Consider the following 22,827-nt stretch of genomic DNA (forward strand, 5'->3'; position numbering starts at 1 on the left):
CTTCTCTCCTTGTTGAGGGCTTGCGCCCGTCTTCGTCGAACCGATGGGGGGAGAATGCTCCTTGCTGTCTGAACTGTTTGCGAACCGGCCGTTCATTTTCGGTTAATCTGCCGGACAGGTCGAAAGCAACCGCCCCTTCCACAGCTGCAAACGGCTTGGGATCCCAAAAACGTCCGGTCACCCCGCAACGGGCGGCGGCTACATCGGTTCCGTTTAGGGCTCGTCGTCGAGCATATAGTCAAAATAGTCGTCCGGCTCGGCAAGATCGGTCTCGCTGGCGCGGACGCGGCCGCGCATGGAGATGCCGGCCTCATGCACGGTCTCGGCACTTCCCGACACCAGCCTGTGCCACCAGTAGAGATCGTGCCCCTCGGCAACCAGACGGTAGGCGCAGGTTTTTGGCAACCAGCGGATGGTGCGCACATTCTGCGGAGTGAGCCCGACGCAGTCCGGCACGCGCGCCAGCCGGTTGGCATAGTCCGAACAGCGGCAGGTTTGCCCGTCGAACAGCCGGCAGCCGACCGATGTCCAGTAGATCTCGCCGGTATCTTCGTCCTCGAGTTTCGACAGGCAGCATTTACCGCATCCGTCGCAGAGCGATTCCCACTCGGCCGACGTCATCGCCTCCAGCGTCTTGGTTTTCCAGAACGGGGTTTCCATTATGCGGTGAGATGTGGCCCTCGCCAGCGGTAAGGTCAAGCTGTACCGCCGCCGCAAATGCCGCCTGCACCATACGAAAAACATGAAGTTGCCTTCAAAAGGCCGGTCAATCGTCCTTCGTTGTCGGCAATGTCCACGAACCGGAACCAATCCGGCTGATGAAAGTTTGGGCAGGGATGGGACCCCATAAGGAGAATTTCTGATGAAACGCCAACCACGGGTACTGGCAGGTACGGCACTTGGCCTGCTGATGGCATCCGCGCCGTTGGGCGCATCCCCGCTGCAGGGCAACGCCGTTTTCGGCCCCATGCAGCATACGGCCGCGCCATTGATACTGGTCCAGGACGACCCTGCGGCAGATGGTCAGCAGACCGACCAGGAACTGCCGCGCAAGAAGAAGCGCAAGCAGGTCGAACAGGCTCCGGCCGAACAGGCAGCCCCCGCCGCCGAGCAGGCCGCACCAGCCGAGGAACAACAGCCGCGCAAGAAGAAGCGCGACCAACAGCAGCAGGCCGAGCAGGCTCCCGCTGAACAGGCCGCTCCGGCTGAAGAGCAGCAGCCGCGCAAGAAGAAACGCAATCAGCAACAGCAGATCGAGGCAGCACCGGCTGATCAACCCACCGAACAGGCCGCGCCCGCAACCGACGAGCAGCCGCTAAAACCGCGCAGAAAGAAGCGCGACCAGCAGCAGCAGATCGAAGCAGCGCCTGCGGATCAGGGCGGCGCCCAGGTAGCGCCCGCAATCGAAGAACAGCCACTGAAGCCACGCAAGAAGAAGCACGACCAGCAGCAGCAGATCGAAGCGGCGCCTGCCGAACAGCCAGCCCAGCAGCCTGCCGAGCAAGCAGCGCCTGCCGAACAGGCGGCGCCTGCGAACGACAACAATGCGCGCAAGAAAAAACGCAAGCAGGACCAGCAGCAGATCGAGGCCGCACCCGCCGAACAGGCGCCAGCCACCAAGGTTGCCCCTGCCGGAGAACCCGTGCCGCAGGCCGAGCCGGTTCAGCCCCCGGCCGATCAGCAAGCCGCTCCCGCCGAAGGCGAACAGCCTAAGGACCAGGCCAGGAAGCAGGGCAAGAAACCTGTCGGCGAACAGCCGGTGACAGGCGAGCAGCAGCCTGCGGCCGGCGAACAACAGCCCGCGACGGGTGAGCAACAACCCGCCAATGCCGAGCAGCCGGCGAAGGGCGAAAAGCCGGCGCAGGGCGAAGCCGTGGCCAATCCCGACGATGCACCCATTCTGGACAGCCAGAAGGATGCCAGGCGCAAGCACCGCAAGGACCAGGGCGGCCAGAATAACGATGGCCAGAATGCTGGCGGCCAGACGGGCGAGCAACCCGCTCAGGACGGCACCCAGGCGCAGAACCCGAAGCCTGCCCCGGTCGACCAGGGACCACCACCCACCGACGACAAGTCGGCCCAGCAGGCAATCCAGCCTGAAAAACTCGTTCCCGTCACCGAGGAAAAGGGGAAGCGCGTCGACCTCACGCCGCAGGACGTTGTCCGCGAGCGCCGGCGGCCGCAGGGTGCTGATGTGGTCAGGCAGCTCGGAGACCGCGTGATCCTCCAGTTCAACAACCAGACATTCGTGGAAAGCAACGAGGCACCTCGCATCACGCGCGGCGCCAGAGACGTCTACTACGAGGATCTTTCGGGCGGCCGAACCCGTGAAATCGTGGAGCGCGACAACGGCGTCAGGATCGTCACCATCCGCAACCGCAATGGGGATGTCGTCAGGCGTTCCCGCATCATGCCGGACGGGCGCGAATATGTGCTGAGCTATGTCGACGAGCGTTATTACAACGACGTCGACGAGTGGCGCGATCCCGGCGACGACCTGCCGCCGATGCGGCTCGACATATCCCGCCGGGACTACATCCTCGATTCCGAGGATGTCGAGAGCGACGACGACTACTACACCTTCCTCGAGCAGCCGCCGGTGGAAAGGGTGCAGCGCCTCTACTCGATCGACGAGGTCAAGCGGTCGGCCCGTGTGCGCGACATCGCCCGGCGTATTGATCTCGACACGCTGAACTTCGAATTCGGCTCGGCCACGATCTCCGACACCGAGGTGCAAAAGCTCGATGGCGTCGCCAACGCCATGGAAAAACTGCTCAAAAAGAACCCGGCCGAGACCTTCCTGATCGAAGGCCACACCGACGCCGTTGGCACGCCGGAGGCGAACCTCGCTCTGTCTGACCGACGCGCCGAGGCGGTCGCCGAGGCGCTCACCAATGCCTTTGGCATTCCGGCCGAGAACCTCACCACGCAGGGCTATGGCGAGGAGTATCTCAAGGTGAACACGTCCGGCCCGAACCGCGAGAACCGGCGCGTCGCCATCCGCCGCATTACCTCGCTGGTGGCGCCAGTGGCGAGCAACAATTGATCTACGTTTCCAATAGCTTGAGTAGCTTTCTGGAATCAGATCAGCAAGAAGGGCCCATCCCGGTACACCGGGGTGGGTCGAACTGCGGACAGCAGCCTCGGTTCAACAAGAATTGTAGCCACATTAGCGCCGGCTCATTGAATCGCGAGCCTGCTCACCCCAGATTCAAGGCTGGGCGTTCCCTGCCCCGTCCCGACTCCAGCGGGACGCATTGAGCCCCGCCGGTCCTCCCGGCGGGGTTTCTTTTGCGTCGCAATGAACGCAACGCGGTTTGGCCTTGCAAACCGCGGCAAGCTGACCGAAATACCCCATTCGATCGAGAAAACTGACCGGAACCGCTGCATGAAACGTCTCGAACTCGCCATCGAATCGATCATTCTCGCCTCCCGCTGGCTGCTGGTTGTTTTCTATATCGGATTGGCCCTGGCACTGGCCGTCTATGCGCTTTCCTTCGGCAAGAAGCTCTACGAATTCATCACGGTGGCCTTCACGCTCGGCGACACCGACACCATCCTGAAGATGCTCGGCCTCATCGATGCGGCGCTGGTCGCCTCGCTGGTGGTGATGGTCATCATCTCCGGCTACGAGAATTTCGTCAGCCGTTTCGACGAGAATGACGGCGAGGTCCATTGGCTGGGCACGATCGATGTCGGCTCGCTGAAGGTCAAGGTCGCCTCGACCATCGTCGCCATTTCCTCGATCCATCTGTTGCAGGTGTTCCTCAACTCGGCCTCCTACACGACCGAGCAGCTGATGTGGCTAACCATCATCCACCTCGCCTTCGTCCTCTCGGCATTCATGCTGGCCTATATCGACCGGCTGATGGGCCTGGCCAAAAGCAAGAAGGCCGAGGAGTGAAGCGATCCCTTTCCCCCGTCACCATACGGGAAGTTGAGAAGTGGTCCGCGCAGCAGACGAAAAGCCAATTGCTTGGCTTTTCGAAGCAGTAGGTAATGTCCGCTAGTAGATGCTTTTGACGTTCGTCGGCGAATTGGCAAACACCTCATCCGGCACGAAAAAGTCGCCGGCCAGCGGTCCGGTCGCGCCCGGCGCATAAGCCGAGAAATCCGTCACGCCTTCGGCGCGCAGCACCTCTTCGTCGATGTAGAAATTGCCTGATGTCTCACGCGACGGCCGCAGGAAGATGGCGTGCGCGGCATCGGCCATGATATCGGGCAAACGGCTCATCGCCGCCACCGTCGCGCCGCCGAGCAGATTGCGCACCGCCGCCGTGTCGATGGTCGAGATCGGCCACAGCGAATTGACCGCAATGCCGTCCTTGGCGAACTCGGCGCCCATCCCCAGCGTGCACATCGACATGCCGAACTTGGCCATCGTGTAAGCGACGTGGTTCTTGAACCATTTGGCCTTCATGTCGAGCGGCGGCGCCAGATTCAGAATGTGAGGATTCTCAGCCAACTTCAGATGCGGGATGCACATTTTCGACACCAGGAAGGTGCCACGCGTGTTGATCTGGTGCATCAGATCGTAGCGCTTCATGTCGGTCTCCAGCGTGCCGGTAAGCTGGATCGCGCTGGCATTGTTGACGCAGATGTCGATGCCGCCGAATTTTGCCACGGTCTTCGCGACTGCCTCGGCAACCTGCGCCTCCTCGCGGATGTCGCACAGCACAGGCAGCGCCTTGCCGCCCGCCTGCTCGATCTCTTCGGCAGCCGAATAGATCGTACCCGGCAGCTTCGGATGCGGCTCGGCGGTCTTGGCCGCGATCGTCACATTGGCGCCGTCGCGCGCCGCCCTGAGCGCAATCGCCAGCCCGATGCCGCGCGACCCGCCGGAGATGAACAGCGTCTTTCCCTTGAGCGACATTTCCTTGCGCCTCCCTGGCATCACAGCAGGCGCGAACCTTTGCGCGGCAGACCGCTACAGCGCAAGGCCCGACTGAACGGATATGGGGTTACGCAGCGTAGGTCTAGACCAGCACCAGGCCCTGCCGCATCGCAATGGCAATCGCATCGGTGCGGTTGGCCGCACCCAGTTTGATCAGGATCGCGGCGACGTGGAATTTTGCCGTGTGCACGGAGATATTGAGCCGCCGCGCGATCACCTTGTTGGGCGCCCCTTCGGCCAGCAGCGCCAGCACTTCGGCCTCGCGCGGCGACAGCGCCGGACGGACATGCTCGTCGGAGCCACCATCCTCGAACGGCACGCCTTCGTGGAAATCCTCGTGGCGTCCACCGACGCCGTCGCTCGAGACGCGATAACCCGCCGCCGTCAGCCGCACGGCCGCGGCGATCAGCAGATCGTCCGCGCCCGCTTGCATGACTGCCATCACCTCGCCGGCAGGCCGTTCGCCGCCCGCGAGCCCTGACAGCAGCACCCGCGGCGTGGCCGCCGGCACGGCATCAGCACTGCTGCCGTCAATGATGGCGACGTCGGCCGCACCGCTGCCGAGCGCGACCGGCAACAGATCGTCGCTCGCGGCAAGCGCGGTGGCCAGACGCTCGGCACGTGCGGCGTCGCCAAGAGCGATCAGCACCACCAGCCGCCGCGAGGCGGGGCCGTCAACCGTGCTCCGATCGTTGGCGAATGTGTCCATCAATTCCTCAGCTCAGCGGCTTCTCGCCGACGGTCAGCGCGACATCGCGCTCCTCGCCGCCGCGCACCACCCCAAGCGTCACTGCGGCACCCGCGCTGTCCGGCCCAAGTTTGCGGATCAGTTCGCGCGGCCCGTGCACGGCCTCGCCGTTCCAGGAGACGATGATGTCACCGAGCGCAAGGCCGGCGGCTTTGGCCGGGCCGTTGTCGTCGAGACTCATCACCATGGCGCCGCGCGCCGCGCCGTCACGGATCGGGTGCAGGCCGGCGCCGAGATAGCCCCGGGCGACGTGGCCTTTTTCACGCAGCGTCGCTGCGGCCCGCTCGATTGTCTCGTAAGGCATGACCAGGGCGCGGCCACGCGGCCCGAACAGCAGCATGCCGATCAACGCGCCCCTGGCGTCGAGCACCGGACCGCCCTCGAACCGGCCGCCGGCATTGACGGCAAGATTGATGCGCCGGTCGATGGTGCCGCCGCGCATCGAGCGCCAGGCCGGACCGACCTCGCCGACCGAACCCGACACGGCCAGCGCCGAGCCCTGGCTGCTGCCGATCGCAATGGCCAGATTGCCGGGCCGTACCGCGTCAGCCCTGGCAAGCGTTGCGGCACTGATAGCACCCGCCGGCTTCAGAAGGGCTACGCCGGTCGAGGGGTCGCGGCCGACCAGTTCGGCCTTCACAGTCTCGCCCGAAGCCAACGTCAGTTCGATCTCTTCGCCGGCCTCGACGGCTTCCTCGGCGGTGACGAAATAACCATCCCGCCAGTGGAAAGCGCTGGCCGTGCGATGGTGATGGGTGGTGAAACTTGCCGTCGCCGGTGCTGCCGCAGCCGCGACATCGGCGATGGCCTCGGAAAAGGCACTGAGGTTGAAGTCGCTCATTTTCGTCTCCTGGGTTTCTTGCATGCCCCAGATATCGCTCGGCAACGCGCCCGCAGATACTCGCCTGACGGCTAGTTAAAGGTTTCACTGGCCATCTGGTCAGGTCGCGGCGGTTCCGGCCGCTCCGCACATATAGTCACGAACACGCCTGAAAACACGGAGCCCGCCAATGGCCCTCGCCGCCACCAAATTCCAACCGGACGACACACTGCTTGACGCCTATTCGATGACGGTGGCGGACGCGGTCGACCGCATCGGCCCGGCCGTCTGCCGCATCGAGCGCATCGGCGGCCAGGGCGGCCACGGCTCCGGTTTCGTCATCGCGCAGGACGGCTTGGTCGTTACCAACTTCCATGTCGTCGGTGACGCCAAGGCGGTGCGTGTCTCGATGCCCGACGGCGCCTCCCGCGAAGGCCGCGTTCTCGGCCGCGACCCAGATACCGACATCGCGCTGGTGCGCGCCGACGGCAGCTTTGCCGATGTGGCGCCGCTTGGCGATTCCAAGCGGCTGCGACGCGGCCAGATCGCGATTGCCATCGGCAATCCGCTCGGCTTTGAATGGACCGTCACCTCCGGCGTCGTCTCCGCGCTCGGCCGTTCGATGCGCGCCTCGACCGGGCGGCTGATCGACGACGTCATCCAGACCGACGCCGCGCTCAACCCCGGCAATTCCGGTGGGCCGCTGGTGTCGTCGGCCGGCGAGGTCATCGGCGTCAACACCGCCATGATCCACGGCGCGCAAGGCATCGCCTTCGCCGTTGCTTCCAACACCGCCAATTTCGTCATTTCGGAGATCATCCGCTTCGGCCGCGTGCGCCGCGCCTTCATTGGCATCTCCGCCGACACCACCAATTTGCCGCGCCGTGCAGCGCTCCAGTCGCAGGTGTCGACCAACACCGCCGTGCGGCTGCGCAGCGTCGAGAAGGATGGTCCCGCGGCCAAGGCCGGCCTGAAGGAGGGCGACATCATCGCTGCCATCGACGGCCGCCCGGTCACCGGCGTCGACGACCTCGTGCGCATGCTCGATGCCGAACGCATCGGCCGCGAGACGCTGTGCACGGTGGTCCGCCGCACTGGTATCAGCCAGGTGACGGTGACGCCGGTGGCGAGGACGAGCTAAGGCCTATCGCTGCTTGAGCACCCGCCCAAGCAGCGACACCAGCAGGCGCGCCAGTTCCCCGGTCGGGTCGAGATCAGGATCGTAAATCGTCATGTCCATGCCGATGCAGCTCTGGTCCCCTGCCAGCGCTGACAGGATTACAACGAGATCGTCGGGGTCGATGCCGGGGCTGCCGGGCGAATCCACCGCCGGCATGATTTTCTGGTCGAGCACGTCGACATCGAGATGCAGCCAGTAGGGACAGCCGGCGCGCGCCAGCGTCGCCCTTGTCTTTTCCAGCACTCCAGCCGCACCGAGTTCCTGCGCGGCAAAGACATCGATGCGCGTGATTGCGGTCGAGTTGATATCTGCCCATTCAAAATCGGCATCGCGGCTCACACGTTCGCCGATCTGCACCGCCGCCTTATCGGCGACGAGCGGACCGGCAATGCCGGGCCACTGCGTCAACAAGGGCTCGCCGCGCCCAGTGGCAAGCGCCAGATCCATCCCGGCGGCCGAGCCGAGTGCGGCGTCGACATCGTAGTTGCCGGGATGGCGGAAATCGCTGTGGCCATCGACATGGACCAGCGCGACCGCGCCGGAGCGTCGCGCCGCCGCCAGCCCGCCAAGCAGGATCGAACAATCGCCGCCTATGACCAGAGGGAACTCGCTTTGCCCGAGCGCACCGGCGACGATCTCGGCAAGGTCAAGGTTGAAGCGGCGGATCGCCGGACCGTTGCGTAGCCTTGTGCCCGGTTGCGGCTCGGTGCCGTAAGCGGGCTTTTCGAGATCGACAACCCTTGATGGCGCGAGCGCCTCAACCAGACCAGCCTCGCTCAGTGCCTGCGGCGCCCGCCAGGTGCCGGGCACATGGCCGGGGTGCAGCGGCCGCAGGCCGAGATTGGATGGCGCACGAACAAGGCAGGTATCACGCATGCGGCAGGACCAGCTTCAACGCCGTCCACCATAAACCGCGTCGCGTGATCCCGGCCACAGCAACCGGCGCCGCTGCCGACATTTGCTGCCGCGGTTCAGGCGCCGGAGGCACCCTCAGCGAATTGCGCCTGAAACTCCGGGCTTGGCGGGATTGGCTTGATCACGTCGATCAGCACGCCATTGGGATCCCTGGTGATGAAATGGCGCTGGCCGAAGGGTTCGTCGCACAGCGAGCGCAGGATTGGCAGCCCTGCCGCAAGGATCCGTTCATAGACGGCATCCGGATCGCGGACCTCGAAATTGATCAGCAGCCCGGATGTACGCCCCCGCCCCTCTTCCGGGATCGTCTCATGGTCGCCCTGGACGATGCCGAGATTGACGCGTCGGTCCTCGGTCGACTGCAGATGCACATACCAGTCGCTCGCAAACAGCGGCTTGAAACGGAAATGGTTGATATAGAAGGCTTTCGTGCCGGCGACATCGCCGGTCATCAACACCGGATAATAGCTCGTCGTCTTCATCTTTCTTTCTCCCGTCAACTAACATACAGTCTGCATGTAAGTTGAAATAACATACAGGCTGCATGTATGCAACGAGAAACAGCACGCCGCTCCAATCGAGATCGCACCGAAGCGACGCGCGCCGACCTGATCGCCGCCGCGCGCAAACTGTTCATTGAAAAATCCTACGCCGAGACCGGCACGCCGGAGATCGTAGCGGCCGCCGGCGTCACCCGCGGCGCGCTCTACCATCATTTTGCCGACAAGCAGGCGCTGTTTGCCGCCGTGGTCGAGCAGGAGGCAGAAGCTGTCGCCGCTGAGATCGATCGTGCCTCGCCGCCATCGCTGTTTGCCCGCGACGCACTGATTGCCGGATCGGACGCCTATCTCGCTGCCATGCGCCTCCCCGGCCGCACGCGGCTTCTGCTGCTGGACGGACCGGCGGTGCTTGGCCGCGCCGCCATGGATGCCATCGACAACCGCCACGGCAACCGTTCGCTGCGCGAAGGCCTGGTCGCGGCCATGCGGGAGCAGTCGATGACCAGACTGCCGACCGACGCGCTGACCGCTTTGCTCGCCGCCGCCTTTGATCGCGCAGCACTCGCCGTCGAAGCGGGCGCTTCAGTCGAAGACTATCGCGCCGTGCTCATGGCGCTGATTGCCGGATTATCTCCCGATCCTCTTCTGGCACCTCGCCCGGCTCGAACTCGTTGAAGCGGCCGAGCTGGCGTTTGAACTGGTCGATCAACCAGGCCGCCGCAGGCTTCGGGCTGCGGTCGACGCGATGCATGGCATAGAGCGATGAGCGCACCTCGCTGTAGGGTTCGAGGTCGAGTTCCACCAGCCGGCCGCTGGCCAGATCGTCGGCGATAAGCCAGCGCGGCAGCCCTCCCCAACCCAGGCCCTCGCGCATCAGAATATGCTTGGTGCGCACATCCGTCAGCCGCCAGGTGCGGTAGGCGAAGACGCCGAAGTCGCGCCCTTTGGTGCGTTCGGACTGGTCGGTGACGACAAGCTGGGTGTGTTCGCGTGCATCTTCGATCGCCACCGGCTTCGGCAGCCGGGCCAGCGGATGGCTGGGCGCGGCAGCCAGCACGATCGACATGAAGCCGATACGCACGAGATGCACGTCGACCTCTCCCAGCAGGCCACCAATGCCAAGATCGGATTGTCCGCTGACGACATGATCGGGGATCAGGCCGAGCGAACCGATGTGCAGGCGCAGCATCACGGTTGGAAACTGCGCCTCGAATGCCTTCAGTACGCGAACCAGCACCGGCGAAGGCAGGGTCGCGTCGACCGACAGGGCGACTTCCGCCTCCAATCCCTGATGGTGGCCGTCGGCACGCGAGCGAATGCGCTGCAGCACGCCGACCATGCGCCGCGCATCCTCCAGCATCGCCCGGCCGATCTCGGTCAGTTGCGGCTCGCGCGTGCCCTCGCGCTCGAACAGTTTCAGCCCAAGCTGCGCCTCGAGATTGGCGATGCCGTAGCTGATTACAGACTGCGCCCGGTTGAGCTTGCGCCCGGCGGCCGAAAAACTCCCCGCCTCGGCCACCGCGACAAGCACCTGAAGCTGATCGAGCGTTGGATTAGGCTGCATGGCATATCTACTTTATGGATGGATCATATAGAAAATATACCAGTTTTTCGAATGGGTCGCTAGCCCCATATCTGGCGGGACAATTCAATTCCGACTGGAGAGAACCGCTATGTCCATTCTTCTTGTAACCTCGAGCCCGCGTGGCTCCGCTTCGCACTCGACCCGCATCGCCACCGAATTCGCGCAAAAGCTCGTCGCTGCCAACCCCTCGGCGGAGCTTGTCGTGCGCGACCTCGTCGCCAACCCGCTGCCGCACATCGACCCCGATTATGCGACCGGCATCTACACCCCGGCTGAAGCCCGCACTGCGCACCAGGCCGAAGTCGTGGGCGTTTCCGATGTCGTGCTCGACGAACTGTTTGCCGCCGACACCGTGATCCTTGCCACCGGCTTCATCAACTTCAACATCTCCTCGACACTGAAGTCGTGGGTGGATCACATCGCCCGTTCCGGCAGGAGCTTCTCCTATGGTGAGGGCGGCCCGAAGGGCCTCGTCACCGGCAAGAAGGTCTACATCGTGCTTGCGTCGGGGGGCATCTATTCGGAAGGCGCGGCCGTCCAGATGGACCACGCTGTCCCCTATCTGCGCTCGGTGCTCGGCTTCCTCGGCATGACCGACGTCGAAGTCATCCGCATCGAAGGCGTCGGCATGGGCGCCGATGCTGTCACCGCCGCTCTGGCCAAGGCGACGGCCAAGGTCGACGCCGTGGTGGCCGCGACCGCCAATGGGCAGGTCGCAGTGGCGGCGTAAAGCGCCGACGCTGACTCACCGAAAAAAGGCAGGCGCTGCGGCGCCTGCCTTTCTGATTCAGTAAAAACAGAGAGGTGGAGTGATCTGCCGATTCAGTCCCTGAACCGCTTCATCCGAAAATCTTCTCGCCCTGCTCGTCGACGAGCTGGATGCCCTTCTTGATCGAGATGTCGACGGCATCGTCGAGACCGGCGAAACGGTCGGCGCGGATGAAGCGGTGCTCCTTCATCACGCCTCCGATTTCCTTCGAAACCACGCCGCAGGTCTGATACTGGCCGTCCGCCTTGTAGGGCGTGGCGCTGATCAGAAATCCCTTGTGCTCGATCTGCTTTGCCGGGGCAGCGCTTTTAGGCTCGCCGGCGTCGCCGCCGCCACCGAAAAGACGTTTCAGAAAAGACATGGGGACCCTCCAACGGCAATCATCCCGCACCGATAGGTGCAGGATGATTTTCAGTATCGCTCCTCGGTCGAACGGGCAAGGGTCGTATACCGGTCCCCCGCCAGAGGTCAGCCGCGGGACAGCGCTTCGAGGGCTTCGGCGGCCCCTTCCAGTATCGCGATCGCTTCGGCCTGCTTTTCGGCCGGCGCGTCGACGATCTCGCCAAGGGCAGCGCGCAGCCGGTGGCGCACGGCGCGGAACTCGTCGCGGGCTTCCGAACGGCCGCCACGGCCACGCCGTCCGCCCTCCTCGCTGTCGTTCCAGCCAAACCACTCGCGCGCCTTGGCCATCTTGCGACCGAAGCGCTCGAGATGCTCGAGCACACCGTCGATCATTTCGCGGTTTTCGTCGAGATGCGCCTGGCCCGCCTCGGTGATCGAAAACACCTTCTTGTTGCCGTCGGCCGCAGAGGCGGCATAACCGGCCTCTTCCAGGAAGGTCAGTGTCGGATAGACCACGCCAGGGCTCGGGCTGTAGATGCCACTGGTGCGCTCTTCCAGCGCCTTGATGATGTCGTAGCCATGGCGCGGCGCCTCGGCCAGCAGCGACAGCGTGATCAGCTTGAGATCACCGTCGGCCAGCATGCGTCCGGCGCGAAACATGTCGCCCGGCCCCCCGCGTCCGCCGCCACGACCGCCATGTCCGAACGGCCCGAAGCCGCCGCCCCCTCTGCCACCAAATTTGCCGGCCATATGCAGGAATGCGCGCTCGGCGCGCTCGCCAAAAGGATGATGTCTGTGCATTTTTTGCTCCTTGAGTTATGTCTTACGATATATCGTAATTAGGCGCACATGGCCGAGGAGTCAAGATATATCTTACGATGTATCTGAAGGCAGCGCCAGCGACGGGTCACCGGCTCAGGTTCGGAGATGTCCGGGGTGTTTCCCGGCTACCAGCGGCCGTTGCGGCGGTTCCAGGCATAGAGAAGGTCGGCGAAGCGATCATAGGCGAAGCGCGTCAGGGGCAGCGCGACCGGATTGCCGAACAGCACCGCCAGCCAGCCCTCGCCCGGCGTTACCCTCCAGACGGCGACAGCGACATCGGCGCCGACCATGAGCTTACCGTCGGCATCGGTGGCATGCAGCCGGCGACGGATATCCTCCAGCGAAGCGCCGTAGCCGGCCAGGGCCGCCGGTTCGAGGTTGATGTCGCGGAATTCGATCCGCCCGGCCTTGATCGCTTCGATCAGCCGCCGTTTCTGCCTGGTGATGCCGCCATCACAGACGGGACAGCGTGTGTTGTACCAGACGGCCAGCAGAGGCTTGGACATGGATTTCAAACCACGACCCGAGGGACGGAACCGACTATCCTCGCAATACCGTCGACCCGCAACATGGCGAAGCGCCGCGCTTTGAGACCCCGCGCCTGAAATCAGAACTCGTAGCCGAAGCGCTCAATATCTCTGATATAGAGCCGCCGCACGATAGCTTTCGCCTCCTCGTCATAGAGGGCACGATAGTCGACCGGGCCACTGACGTTCTTTCGAGGAAGCGTCACTTCGGCGGGAAGCCCGAGTCGTCCGGCCAGGATATTGAACTGATTGGCCAGCCTCTCGAACCGCAGCACCTCGTCGATGATGAGGTTTCCATCCCTGTCTGAAATCCAGCTCGTCTGATCGATCCGTGCCAGCCTGTTCTTGCGTTCGAGATGGCGCAGGAACGCCTTGAAATCCCAGCGCTGCGCCTGGCGATGCCGGCGCCGCGAGGTTTTCCGGCGCAAATGCTGGTAATTGGAAACGGCCAGTTCGAAAGGGTTGCGCACCACGGCGAATTTGTAGGCGCCGTCATAGAGCTGGGCAGGCAATTTGCGCCGCAGCCAGGCGGCTCTGTCATGCTGCTTGAAATTGGCCTTGTCCGGCGCTTCGGGAACCGGCAGACGTGACAGCAGGCGCCGCCATTGCGTCGGCTTCGGCTGCAGGCACCATGGCCGCAAGGCACGGGTGATCGATGTCCCGGCCGTCTTCGGGATGTGGATGAAAATGAAGTTCTTCTCGAGCGAGAGGAGCATTTCTCCTCAATATCGGCAGGTCAGGTGCCGTCAAGCGGCACCGGTATCGACCGCCAGGAAATGCCCGGCCGCGTTATCTCAGCCAGCCCGCCTATCCAAGCGAGGTGACGATCTCGCGGTAGGCAAATTCCGGGAAAGCCTTGAGCGTTCGCGTCTTGACGCTGCCGCCCGCCCCCAGCATCAGCGCAAAACGCGCCAGTACCGCATCGTCGGGAGCCTCGACCACGGCCACCATGTCGCATTCGCCCATGGTGAGATAAAACGCCTTGAACGATCCGCCCATGTCGGCCAGCTGCTTCTTGGCGGCATCGAGCCGCTTCGGCGACTCGCGCACATTCCTGGCGCCCTGTTCGGTCCAGTTCATCAGCAGGATGTAGGTTGTCATCGCACACCTCCCTCCGGCGCCACGGAGCACGGCTCAGGTCGTAGACCTGCGCCGGGGCGAACATCCGGTTTGTCACCCAGAACACGCATCCGACGGCGAAGTATCCGCCCGCAGCGAGCTTCGTGCAAGGACCACCGCGCCAGCCCCTTTGATCCGTGAAAGCAATTCCTCCAGGCGCCAAGGCAGCGGCCTGGCGACGACCGCAAAACTGTCAGCGCTGACCAGGGAAAGCCGGTTTAAAATTCCGTCTGACTACGGCAATCTCCGTTCGTGGCCATCGACCTGGCGGAAATCCCCGCCGATCCAGCGGCTGGAGAGTTTCATGCGCGAGAGCATCGGCCTGCCGCCAGGACGGATCGAAATTCCTGCCGCATGGACAGGCGAGGAAATGGCGAAGCATCCTGAAAATTGGCTGGTCGAATTGGACAAGCAGGATGTCGCGGAACTGGAATTGGCGGCAATCGGCTTTCTCGGCCGCTCGCAAGATATCGGCAACCTGAGCAAGGCCGATTTCCCCTTGCCCCGGCTCGCCGACCATCTCGCTGCCCTGCGCGAAAAACTCATCGCAGGCATTGGGTTCGAGGTGCTTCGCGGCCTCCCGGCCGAGACATATTCCGCGCAAATGGCGGCAACGATCTTCTGCGGGATTGGCTCGCATCTTGGTAGCGCACGGTCGCAGAATGCGCAGGGCCATATACTTGGCCACGTCCGCGACACAGGCGCCGACGCCAGGGACGCCACGACGCGCATCTACCAGACGGCGGAGCGCCAGACATTTCACACCGACTCCGCCGACGTCGTTGGACTGCTCTGCCTGAAAGACGCCATGCAAGGCGGCGAGTCCCTGCTGGTCAGCACGGTCACGATCTACAACGAGATGCGCAAAAGACGGCCCGACCTGGTCCGCCTGCTGTTTGATCCGATTGCCACCGATCGACGCGGCGAGGTACCGGAAGGCGAAAAGCCCTACTTCGAAATCCCGGTCCTCAACTGGCACACGGGATTGCTGACCGGCATTTATCAACGCCAGTACATCGACAGCGCACAGCGTTTCCCGGATGCCATGCGGCTGAGCGCGGCACATATCGAAGCGCTGGATCTCTTCGACAGCCTTGCCAACGACCCGAAACTGAACCTGTCGATGCGGCTGCGGCCCGGCGACATGCAGTTTGTCTACAATCATTCGCTGCTTCACGACCGCATGGGGTTTCGCGATTGGCCGGATCCGGACAAGCGGCGCCATATGCTGCGCCTGTGGCTGTCTGTTCCCGGCGACCGTCCGCTACCCGAGTGCTTCAGGCAGCGTTATGGCTCGATAGAAATTGGCGACCGGGGCGGCATAGTCGTCAAGGGAACGCGGCTGAACGTGCCGCTGTAGAGCAATTCGCTGAACCACTTGAGACGAAAAGGGCGCCTCGATGGGCGCCCTTGATTTCTTTGCAATCGGCGAGTGTCAGCTGTCGAGGAAGCTCCTGAGCTTGCGCGACCTGCTCGGGTGCTTGAGCTTGCGCAGCGCCTTGGCTTCGATCTGGCGGATACGCTCGCGGGTGACCGAGAACTGCTGGCCGACTTCTTCCAGCGTGTGGTCGGTGTTCATGCCGATGCCGAAGCGCATGCGCAGCACGCGTTCTTCGCGCGGCGTCAGCGAGGCCAGCACGCGCGTCGTGGTTTCGCGCAAATTGGCCTGGATCGCCGCGTCGATCGGCAGGATCGCCATCTTGTCCTCGATGAAATCGCCCAGGTGCGAATCCTCCTCGTCACCGACCGGCGTTTCGAGCGAGATCGGCTCTTTGGCGATCTTCAAGACCTTGCGCACTTTTTCGAGCGGCATTGCGAGCTTTTCGGCCAATTCCTCCGGCGTCGGCTCGCGGCCGATCTCGTGCAGCATCTGGCGCGACGTGCGCACGATCTTGTTGATCGTCTCGATCATGTGCACCGGGATGCGGATGGTGCGCGCCTGGTCGGCGATCGAACGCGTGATCGCCTGCCGAATCCACCATGTCGCGTAGGTCGAGAACTTGTAACCGCGGCGGTATTCGAATTTGTCGACCGCCTTCATCAGGCCGATATTGCCCTCCTGGATCAGGTCGAGGAACTGCAGGCCGCGATTGGTGTATTTCTTGGCAATGGAGATGACGAGGCGCAGATTGGCCTCGACCATTTCCTTCTTGGCGATTGCGGCTTCGCGCTCGCCCTTCTGCACCTGGTTGACGATCTTGCGGAATTCCAGGATCGAGATCGCCGTCTCGGTGGCGAGGTTCTGAATCTCCGAACGCAGATCCTTGATCGCGTCCTTCTCGTTCTTGGTGAATTCCTTCCAGCCGCGCGAGGTCAGGTTGCCGATCGAGCGCGTCCAGTTCGGATCGAGCTCGGAACCTTGATATTCCTTGAGGAACTCCTCGCGGCGCACGCCATAGCTTTCGGCCAGGCGCAGCAGCTTGCCTTCGTTCTGCACCAGCCGCTTGTTGATGTCGTAGAGTTGCTCGACCAGCGCCTCGATGCGCGCGGTGTTGAGCGACAGCGACTTCACCGCCTTGATCAGCTGGTCTTTCAGCTCCTTCAGCCGTCGGTCCTGGCTGGGCGACAGCGTGCCGGCGGCAGCCAGACGGTTCTCGACCTGCTGGTCCTGCAGCTTCCGGAGCTTCTTGTAAGTGTCGGCGATGACGTCGAGCGTCTCCATCACCTGCGGACGGAGTTCCGCTTCCATCGCCGCAAGCGACAGGCTCGCCTCGTCCTCGTCTTCCTCGTCATCGTCCGTCAGCCCGCGCGTGTCGGCGCCGACATTGGTGATGTCGTCTTCCTCGTCGCGTCCGCGCCGCGGCTTGTCCTCGGGCTTTGGGGTTTCCTCGATGCGCTCGACCACAGGCGCCTGCTTGGCTTCGGGGCCGGCATAGGTGGCTTCGAGGTCGATGATCTCGCGCAGCAGGATCTTGGATTCGTTGAGCTCGTCACGCCAGATGATGATGGCCTGGAAGGTCAGCGGGCTTTCACAGAGCCCAGCGATCATCGTCTCGCGGCCGGCCTCGATGCGCTTGGCGATCGCGATTTCGCCCTCGCGCGACAAGAGCTCGACCGAGCCCATCTCGCGCAGATACATGCGCACCGGATCATCGGTGCGGTCGGTCGGCTCTTTCTTGGTGGTCGTGGCGGCGACGGCGGTGCCGGTCTGCTCGGCCAGTTCGTTGGCGTCTTCCTCGGCATCGGCATTGCTGTCGGCGGCCTCGGGCTCCTCGCCCTGATCGTCGTCCTCGACCACGTTGATGCCCATGTCGGACAGCATCGCATTGATGTCTTCGATGCGATCCGGATCGGTCTCTTCCGACGGCAGCACCGCATTCAGCTCGTCAAGGGTCACATAGCCGCGCTTCTTGGCGGCCTTGATCATCTTCTTGACAGCATCATCGGAAAGGTCGAGCAGGGGGCCATCGGTGGCGCCTTCGCGTTCGGTCTCGACCTCTTCCTTTTCCTTTGTCGCCATAGTCTTTATCTTCTCCTAGCGGCCGAACATCGAAGCCGCGTAAGCTGCCGCACCGGTCAAATTTTGCGCTCGTGACGAAACGCGCTTCACCGGGCCGGTAACCGCATCAACTCTTTTGTTTGGTTCATATCGTGCCCCAAAACCGGTTTTCACTTTTGGGCGACATGCATTAAGTCCAGATTAACCCTGATATCTGTGGCAGGCTAACAACCTGTCCAGTGATCAGCACCTCACATCGCTGCATTTTCCATCGACGCCGGCACGGGTTAAGGTTTCGAATCGTCCTGATTCCGTCATTCTGCCAGAAGGTCAAGCGCCTCTCGCATGATTCGCATCAAAAAAGCGAATCAATTACCCGACTTAGAGGCGTCGATTCGACGCGCAGCACGTTTCAACTTCACTCTTGCGCAGGTTTCAACCTAGACGCGCCCAGCCTTGCCCGAGGACACGCCGAACCCTTCGATCAGCGCTTCCGTTGCCTGCACATCACGAAATTGCGCCTGAATCTCGACGAGATGCCGGTAGTTTTCGTCTGTGGGATCGCTGGCGAGCGCTGCTTCCGCCTGCTTGAGCTCCTTATGTAAGGTGCGCGCGCTGCGCTGCAAGTGCAGCGCCTGGTTGAAGGCGTCACGGGCATCGTCAAGGGCGGCGGTTTCCAGCGCCGGCCATTGCCGGGCGCGTTTGATCAGCATCACAGCCCGCCCCCAGATTTCGCTGCAGCCGGCACGCTCGATCGTGGCGATCACCGCGTCGCGGTCATTGGCCATGTCATGCGCCATGGCATCGAGGATGGCGGCGTGCAGCCGCTTCAGGTCGGTGTTGGCGAGATCGAGGAACTCGACATGGGCGAAATTCTCGTCGATCAGCGCCGGATGGTTGACCAGCGCGACGATGATCGTCGCCTCGCGCACAGACATCCCTTCGCTGCCGCGCTTGACCAGTGCCGAACGCCCCAGGCTCTCGGTGATCGCGGCACGCGCGCCAATGCCGCCGCCTTTCGCGAATTGCCCGCCCGGCGGTGGCGTCTTGCCCTGCCCCGGTTTCCAGTCCTGACGACCTTGCCGAACAGTGCGCTGGGCGCCGAAGAAGCTCCGCACCCGCTCGCGCATTTCCTGCTGATATTGATAGCGCGTGCTTTCGTCGCGGATACGGCTGGCGAGCTCCCCCACCGTTTTTTCCAGCCCTGCCCGTCGCTCCGGCGTGTCAAAAACACCACCGGCCGTCTCGCGCATCCACAGCAGGTCAACAAGCGGCCGCGCTTCCGAAAGCACGACGCGGAACGCGTCCGGACCATCGGCCTTGACCAGATCGTCGGGATCCTTGCCCTCGGGCAACAGGGCAAAGTGCACCGAGCGTCCCGACTGAACGTACGGCAGCGCCATATCGGCGGCGCGCCATGCTGCCTTCAGCCCGGCCTGGTCGCCGTCGAAGCACAGCACCGGCTCGGGTGCCATGCGCCACAGAAGCTCGAGCTGGTTTTCGGTGAGCGCGGTGCCGAGCGGCGCCACGGCATTCTCGAAGCCGGCCTGCGCCAGCGCGATAACGTCCATATAGCCTTCGACGGCAATCACCGTGCCGCCTTTGGCGAGCGCCTTGCGGGCGCGAGCAAAATTGTAGAGCACATTGCCCTTGTGGAAGAGCTCGGTGTCGGGCGAGTTCATGTATTTGGCCAAAGCATCGGGCGCCAGCGCACGGCCGCCGAAAGCGATGATCTTGCCGCGCGAATCCGGGATCGGGAACATGATGCGGTCGCGGAACCAGTCGTAGGAAACCGGAATGTCGTCGCCATGCCGCACCAGCCCGCAGGCCTCGATGTCGGCCTTCGGCACGCCTTTTGCCGCAAGATGCTCCTTCAGCGCGTTGCGGCTATCCGGCGCAAAGCCGAGCCGGAACGATTGCTGGGTCGCCGGCGTCAGCCCGCGGTCCCTGAGATAGGCGCGGGCCTTGGCACCTTCCGGTCCTTGCAGCCGCTCCTGGAAGAAGGCCGTCGCCATTTCCATGACATCGGTCAGGCTGGCGCGTTCCTTCTCGCGCTGTTCCTCCCGTTCGTCGCGCACCGGCATCGGCACGCCGGCCATCTCGGCGATCTTCTCGACCGCCTCGGGAAAGCTCAAACCGTCGAGTTCGGTCAGGAACTTGAAGTGATCGCCCGACACCGAGCAGCCGAAGCAGTGGTAGCGGCCCTTCTTGTCCTCGCAGTGAAAGGACGGGCTCTTCTCGCCATGGAAGGGGCAGCATGCCCAGTAATCGCCACGCGACGCGTTGGTCTTCTTTCTGTCCCACGCGACGCGCTGGCCGATAACCGAAGAAATCGGCACACGGTCGCGTATCTCGTCGAGAAAGGCTGGCGGAAAGCGCATCGGGGAACTCGTTTGTCCCTCATATAATCATGTGCGCGAAATCCGACGACCCTTATTGCGGACCTTACCCGGTTTCCACAGGCCAAAAAGAAGGCGGCCGTTGCGGGCCGCCTCCTTTCAAGCTTCAGCAGTATGCTGGTCAGACTTACTGCGCGGCGATGGCGCCGAAGATGATGCCGGAAAGGACGCTGACCAGCACATAGTCGTTGCCGACGCGGATCCATTCCTGACCGCGGCCGGGACGATGCAGGCCGTAACGGCCATAGTCGCGGATCGGCTGGTGACGCTTCCAGCTGGAGTACTTCTGTCCATTACGCCAGTGGCTGCGCTTGACGATGACCGTCTTCTTCACGACGCGCTTGCGCACATCGACATGCTTGCCGGGCTTCTGCCAGTCGATCTGCGTATAGTTCGACAGCGGCGCGGCAGGCGCAGTCATCGGCGCTGCCTGCCCGGCGACCGAGCTGGCTGCCAGCATGGAGACAGCGAGGGCGGAAAGAACAATGCGTTTCATGGGCGGGGCTCCTTGGTTGTCGATATCCGAGGGAATAGCGGCCAATGGATGAACTGAAACTGAACACCAACATTACAATTATGTAATGAAATCTTCAGCTTAGCCCCGACATCTCAACATCATCTCAAAGGCAGTCGTCGAAAAGTGCGGCAACTGCGGCGGATGCATCGCATCGCCGTGCATCCGCCGTGCAGTCATCTGCGCATCCGTCCATTTTCCGACACGTCCAGTCGCGCCGCGACGACCCCTTGAAATCGACAAGATTTTATTATCCGGCTAAAATATTCCAGCTATTGTTCAAGACTGTCATGACGATGATTCGCGCCCTCCTTTCCGACCCTGACCGCCACGCCTTCCGCGTCGCGGTTCCTGCCCGCATGCAGGTTTCGAAATGAGCGGCTCCGTCGTCCTGCTGCATCTGGCCGGCGCGGTGGCGCTGATGCTGTTTGCCACCCGCATGGTCAAGACCGGCGTCGAGCGCGCCTATGGCGACGTGCTGCGCCACAGGCTGCGCTCCACCATGCGCAATCCGATCATGGCGGTGCTGACCGGCTGCGGCCTGTCGATTGCGCTGCAGAGTTCGACCGCCGTCACGCTTCTCGTCGGCTCCTTCGCCGGCGCCGGCATCGTCTCGGGCATGTCGGGTCAATTGGCAGTGCGCGGCGCCGAGATCGGCTCGGCGCTGGTGGTCAAGCTTTTGACTTTCGATCTGACGCTGCTGGTGCCGATCTGCCTCGTTGCCGGCACCGTCATGTTCATGGCCACCGAGCGGCGCGACTGGCGCCAGTTCGGCCGCATCCTGGTCGGCATCGGCCTTTTGGTGCTGTCGCTGGAGATGATCGGCCAGGCGTCGGAGCCGCTGCGCCAGAGCACGCTGATGCCGCTGATCATCCAATATTTCTCCGGCGATTTCGTCACCGCCTATCTGCTGGCCGCGCTCGTCACCTGGCTGTTCCACTCTTCGATAGCCGCCGTGCTGTTGATGGTGACACTCGCCGGCCGCGGCTTCATCCCGCCTGAACTCGGCATCGTGCTGGTGCTCGGCGTCAATCTCGGCTCCTCGATTATCGCGCCGCTGCTCACCCGCAGCGCCGAGCCTGGCGTGCGCGTCGTGCCGATCGGCAATCTTTTGATGCGCGGCATGGGTTCGCTGGTGATGCTGATCGCCTTCATGACGCTAAAGCCGCCGGTCGCCTTCCTCGGCGCCACCGTGCCCGACCAGATCGTCAACGCCCACATTCTGTTCAACGTCATCATCCTGCTGGCCGGGCTGCCGCTCGCCAGCCTCATCTACCGCGCCTCGGAGAAGATCGTGGCGATGGGCACCAAGCCGGTGCCGGCCGCCGCACTCGACGTGGTCGAGCTCTCCGCGCTCAACGACAGCGCGCTGGAAGTGCCGAGCCAGGCGCTGGCCAATGCCACTCGCGAGGTGGTGCGGGTCTGCGAAACGGTCGAGATCATGCTCAAGCGCATCATCGAGCTCTATGAGAGCGCCGATGCCGACAAGATCAAGGCGCTGGCCGCCCTCGACGACCGTGTCGACCGGAAGCACGCGGCGATAAAACTCTATCTGGCCAAGCTCACCAGGAATTCGCTCACAGAGGACGAGGCCCTGCGTTGCCAGGAATTGATCGGCGCCTGCGTCAAGCTGGAGCAGGTCGGCGACATCATCGTGCGAAACATGCTGGTCCATGTGAAGAAGAAGCTCGAGCGCGGGCTGGAGTTCACGCCCGAAGGCTGGCGCGAGCTCTGCGCCTTCCATGCCTCGGTGCTCGCCAACGCCAGGCTCGCATTCAACGTGCTGGTCTCGCGCGACCCCGAGGCGGCGCGCCAGCTGGTGTTGGAAAAGGACCGGCTGCGCGACCGCGAGAAGGAAACCAGCGCCAGCCATTTCGTGCGCCTGCGCGACGGCACGGCCAAGAGCGTCGAGACCAGCTCCATCCATCTCGACACCATCCGCGACCTGAAGCAGATCAACTCGCTGCTGGCGTCGATGGCCTACCCGGTGCTGGAAGAGCGCGGGCTGCTCGGTGGTTCGAGGCTGAAGGCGGGGTGAGGCACTTTTCCCTTCTCCCCCTGTGGGAGAAGGTGGATCGGCGCGATAGCGCCGAGACGGTTGAGGGGTGTTCCAGGGAACGCCAACGCCTCACTCCGCTGGAGCACCCCTCATCCGACCGAGCTTCGCTCGGCCACCTTCTCCCACAGGGGACCTGTTGCACAGTACGAGAGAGTGCGGCCGGGATGCGAATACAGTGGTTCGTTGCTTGCCTCT

22 protein-coding genes are annotated in these 22,827 nt (G+C 63.3%); 7 read left to right on the forward strand and 15 right to left on the reverse strand.

Going from position 1 to position 22,827, the window contains the following annotated elements; translation table 11 throughout:
• Nucleotides 1-213: 213 nt before the first annotated feature.
• Nucleotides 214-660 (reverse strand): YcgN family cysteine cluster protein, encoded by a 447-nt coding sequence (locus tag ACWTU9_RS26530; protein WP_455860897.1) that lies wholly within the window; start codon nucleotides 658-660, stop codon nucleotides 214-216.
• Between the two features lie 202 nt (nucleotides 661-862).
• Here ACWTU9_RS26530 and ACWTU9_RS26535 point away from each other — a divergent pair, with 202 nt between their 5' ends.
• Complete coding sequence (locus tag ACWTU9_RS26535; protein WP_455860898.1) at nucleotides 863-3,046, forward strand: OmpA family protein; 2,184 nt, start codon at nucleotides 863-865, stop codon at nucleotides 3,044-3,046.
• A 342-nt stretch (nucleotides 3,047-3,388) separates the two neighbouring features.
• On the forward strand, nucleotides 3,389-3,904 hold the full coding sequence (locus ACWTU9_RS26540; RefSeq protein WP_455860899.1) for a TIGR00645 family protein: 516 nt from the start codon (nucleotides 3,389-3,391) through the stop codon (nucleotides 3,902-3,904).
• A 102-nt stretch (nucleotides 3,905-4,006) separates the two neighbouring features.
• Here the strand turns inward: ACWTU9_RS26540 and ACWTU9_RS26545 are convergent, their stop codons facing one another.
• From ACWTU9_RS26545 to ACWTU9_RS26555, 3 genes are all read right to left on the reverse strand, one after another.
• Entirely contained in the window at nucleotides 4,007-4,873 is an 867-nt protein-coding gene (locus tag ACWTU9_RS26545; protein WP_455860900.1) for an SDR family oxidoreductase, read from the reverse strand.
• Between the two features lie 103 nt (nucleotides 4,874-4,976).
• A complete protein-coding gene (locus ACWTU9_RS26550) occupies nucleotides 4,977-5,603 on the reverse strand; it encodes a response regulator transcription factor (RefSeq protein WP_455860901.1) in 627 nt (208 codons plus the stop codon).
• 7 nt (nucleotides 5,604-5,610) lie between these two features.
• Entirely contained in the window at nucleotides 5,611-6,483 is an 873-nt protein-coding gene (locus ACWTU9_RS26555) for a S1C family serine protease (RefSeq protein ID WP_455860902.1), read from the reverse strand.
• A gap of 169 nt (nucleotides 6,484-6,652) precedes the next feature.
• On the opposite strand from ACWTU9_RS26555, the gene ACWTU9_RS26560 reads away from it, so the two are divergent.
• Entirely contained in the window at nucleotides 6,653-7,603 is a 951-nt protein-coding gene (locus tag ACWTU9_RS26560) for a S1C family serine protease (protein ID WP_455860903.1), read from the forward strand.
• Between the two features lie 3 nt (nucleotides 7,604-7,606).
• On the opposite strand, the gene ACWTU9_RS26565 is transcribed toward ACWTU9_RS26560, so the two are convergent.
• Complete coding sequence (locus ACWTU9_RS26565; RefSeq protein WP_455860904.1) at nucleotides 7,607-8,518, reverse strand: arginase family protein; 912 nt, start codon at nucleotides 8,516-8,518, stop codon at nucleotides 7,607-7,609.
• Nucleotides 8,519-8,613: 95 nt separating this feature from the next.
• Nucleotides 8,614-9,039, reverse strand: coding sequence for a VOC family protein (locus ACWTU9_RS26570; RefSeq protein WP_455860905.1), 426 nt, complete (start codon nucleotides 9,037-9,039; stop codon nucleotides 8,614-8,616).
• 66 nt (nucleotides 9,040-9,105) lie between these two features.
• On the opposite strand from ACWTU9_RS26570, the gene ACWTU9_RS26575 reads away from it, so the two are divergent.
• Nucleotides 9,106-9,732: a helix-turn-helix domain-containing protein gene (locus ACWTU9_RS26575; protein ID WP_455860906.1), complete on the forward strand. Its 627-nt coding sequence runs from the start codon at nucleotides 9,106-9,108 to the stop codon at nucleotides 9,730-9,732.
• Here ACWTU9_RS26575 and ACWTU9_RS26580 read toward each other — a convergent pair.
• Nucleotides 9,665-10,621 (reverse strand): LysR family transcriptional regulator, encoded by a 957-nt coding sequence (locus tag ACWTU9_RS26580; protein WP_455860907.1) that lies wholly within the window; start codon nucleotides 10,619-10,621, stop codon nucleotides 9,665-9,667. The two genes, ACWTU9_RS26575 and ACWTU9_RS26580, sit on opposite strands and share 68 nt — an antisense overlap.
• 109 nt (nucleotides 10,622-10,730) lie before the next feature.
• Between ACWTU9_RS26580 and ACWTU9_RS26585 the strand changes: the two genes are divergently transcribed.
• Nucleotides 10,731-11,372 carry an FMN-dependent NADH-azoreductase gene (locus ACWTU9_RS26585; RefSeq protein WP_455860908.1) on the forward strand — a complete coding sequence of 214 codons (642 nt, stop codon included), beginning with the start codon at nucleotides 10,731-10,733 and terminating at the stop codon, nucleotides 11,370-11,372.
• Between the two features lie 109 nt (nucleotides 11,373-11,481).
• Here ACWTU9_RS26585 and ACWTU9_RS26590 read toward each other — a convergent pair whose 3' ends face one another.
• The 5 genes from ACWTU9_RS26590 to ACWTU9_RS26610 form a co-directional block, all read right to left on the reverse strand.
• Entirely contained in the window at nucleotides 11,482-11,772 is a 291-nt protein-coding gene (locus ACWTU9_RS26590; RefSeq protein WP_455860909.1) for an HlyU family transcriptional regulator, read from the reverse strand.
• Nucleotides 11,773-11,879: 107 nt separating this feature from the next.
• The gene (locus ACWTU9_RS26595) at nucleotides 11,880-12,554 is read right to left on the reverse strand and encodes a PadR family transcriptional regulator (protein WP_455860910.1); all 675 of its coding nucleotides are present in this window, start codon (nucleotides 12,552-12,554) and stop codon (nucleotides 11,880-11,882) included.
• Nucleotides 12,555-12,700: 146 nt separating this feature from the next.
• The gene (locus ACWTU9_RS26600) at nucleotides 12,701-13,081 is read right to left on the reverse strand and encodes a thiol-disulfide oxidoreductase DCC family protein (RefSeq protein WP_455860911.1); all 381 of its coding nucleotides are present in this window, start codon (nucleotides 13,079-13,081) and stop codon (nucleotides 12,701-12,703) included.
• 101 nt (nucleotides 13,082-13,182) lie between these two features.
• Entirely contained in the window at nucleotides 13,183-13,818 is a 636-nt protein-coding gene (locus ACWTU9_RS26605; protein ID WP_455860912.1) for a sulfotransferase family 2 domain-containing protein, read from the reverse strand.
• Between the two features lie 91 nt (nucleotides 13,819-13,909).
• Nucleotides 13,910-14,203 (reverse strand): GYD domain-containing protein, encoded by a 294-nt coding sequence (locus tag ACWTU9_RS26610; protein ID WP_454585499.1) that lies wholly within the window; start codon nucleotides 14,201-14,203, stop codon nucleotides 13,910-13,912.
• Nucleotides 14,204-14,525: 322 nt separating this feature from the next.
• Between ACWTU9_RS26610 and ACWTU9_RS26615 the strand changes: the two genes are divergently transcribed.
• Nucleotides 14,526-15,581 (forward strand): TauD/TfdA family dioxygenase, encoded by a 1,056-nt coding sequence (locus ACWTU9_RS26615; protein WP_455860913.1) that lies wholly within the window; start codon nucleotides 14,526-14,528, stop codon nucleotides 15,579-15,581.
• A 75-nt stretch (nucleotides 15,582-15,656) separates the two neighbouring features.
• Here the strand turns inward: ACWTU9_RS26615 and rpoD are convergent, their stop codons facing one another.
• The 3 genes from rpoD to ACWTU9_RS26630 all read right to left on the reverse strand — a co-directional run bounded on the left by rpoD (nucleotide 15,657) and on the right by ACWTU9_RS26630 (nucleotide 20,555).
• Complete coding sequence (gene rpoD, locus ACWTU9_RS26620; protein ID WP_454576986.1) at nucleotides 15,657-17,681, reverse strand: RNA polymerase sigma factor RpoD; 2,025 nt, start codon at nucleotides 17,679-17,681, stop codon at nucleotides 15,657-15,659.
• A 419-nt stretch (nucleotides 17,682-18,100) separates the two neighbouring features.
• On the reverse strand, nucleotides 18,101-20,041 hold the full coding sequence (gene dnaG / locus ACWTU9_RS26625) for a DNA primase (protein WP_455860914.1): 1,941 nt from the start codon (nucleotides 20,039-20,041) through the stop codon (nucleotides 18,101-18,103).
• 145 nt (nucleotides 20,042-20,186) lie between these two features.
• A complete protein-coding gene (locus ACWTU9_RS26630) occupies nucleotides 20,187-20,555 on the reverse strand; it encodes an RcnB family protein (RefSeq protein ID WP_455860915.1) in 369 nt (122 codons plus the stop codon).
• A gap of 391 nt (nucleotides 20,556-20,946) precedes the next feature.
• On the opposite strand from ACWTU9_RS26630, the gene ACWTU9_RS26635 reads away from it, so the two are divergent.
• Nucleotides 20,947-22,611: a Na/Pi cotransporter family protein gene (locus ACWTU9_RS26635; RefSeq protein WP_455860916.1), complete on the forward strand. Its 1,665-nt coding sequence runs from the start codon at nucleotides 20,947-20,949 to the stop codon at nucleotides 22,609-22,611.
• Nucleotides 22,612-22,827: the final 216 nt, after the last annotated feature.

The sequence above is a fragment of the Mesorhizobium sp. 128a genome (assembly GCF_053848025.1).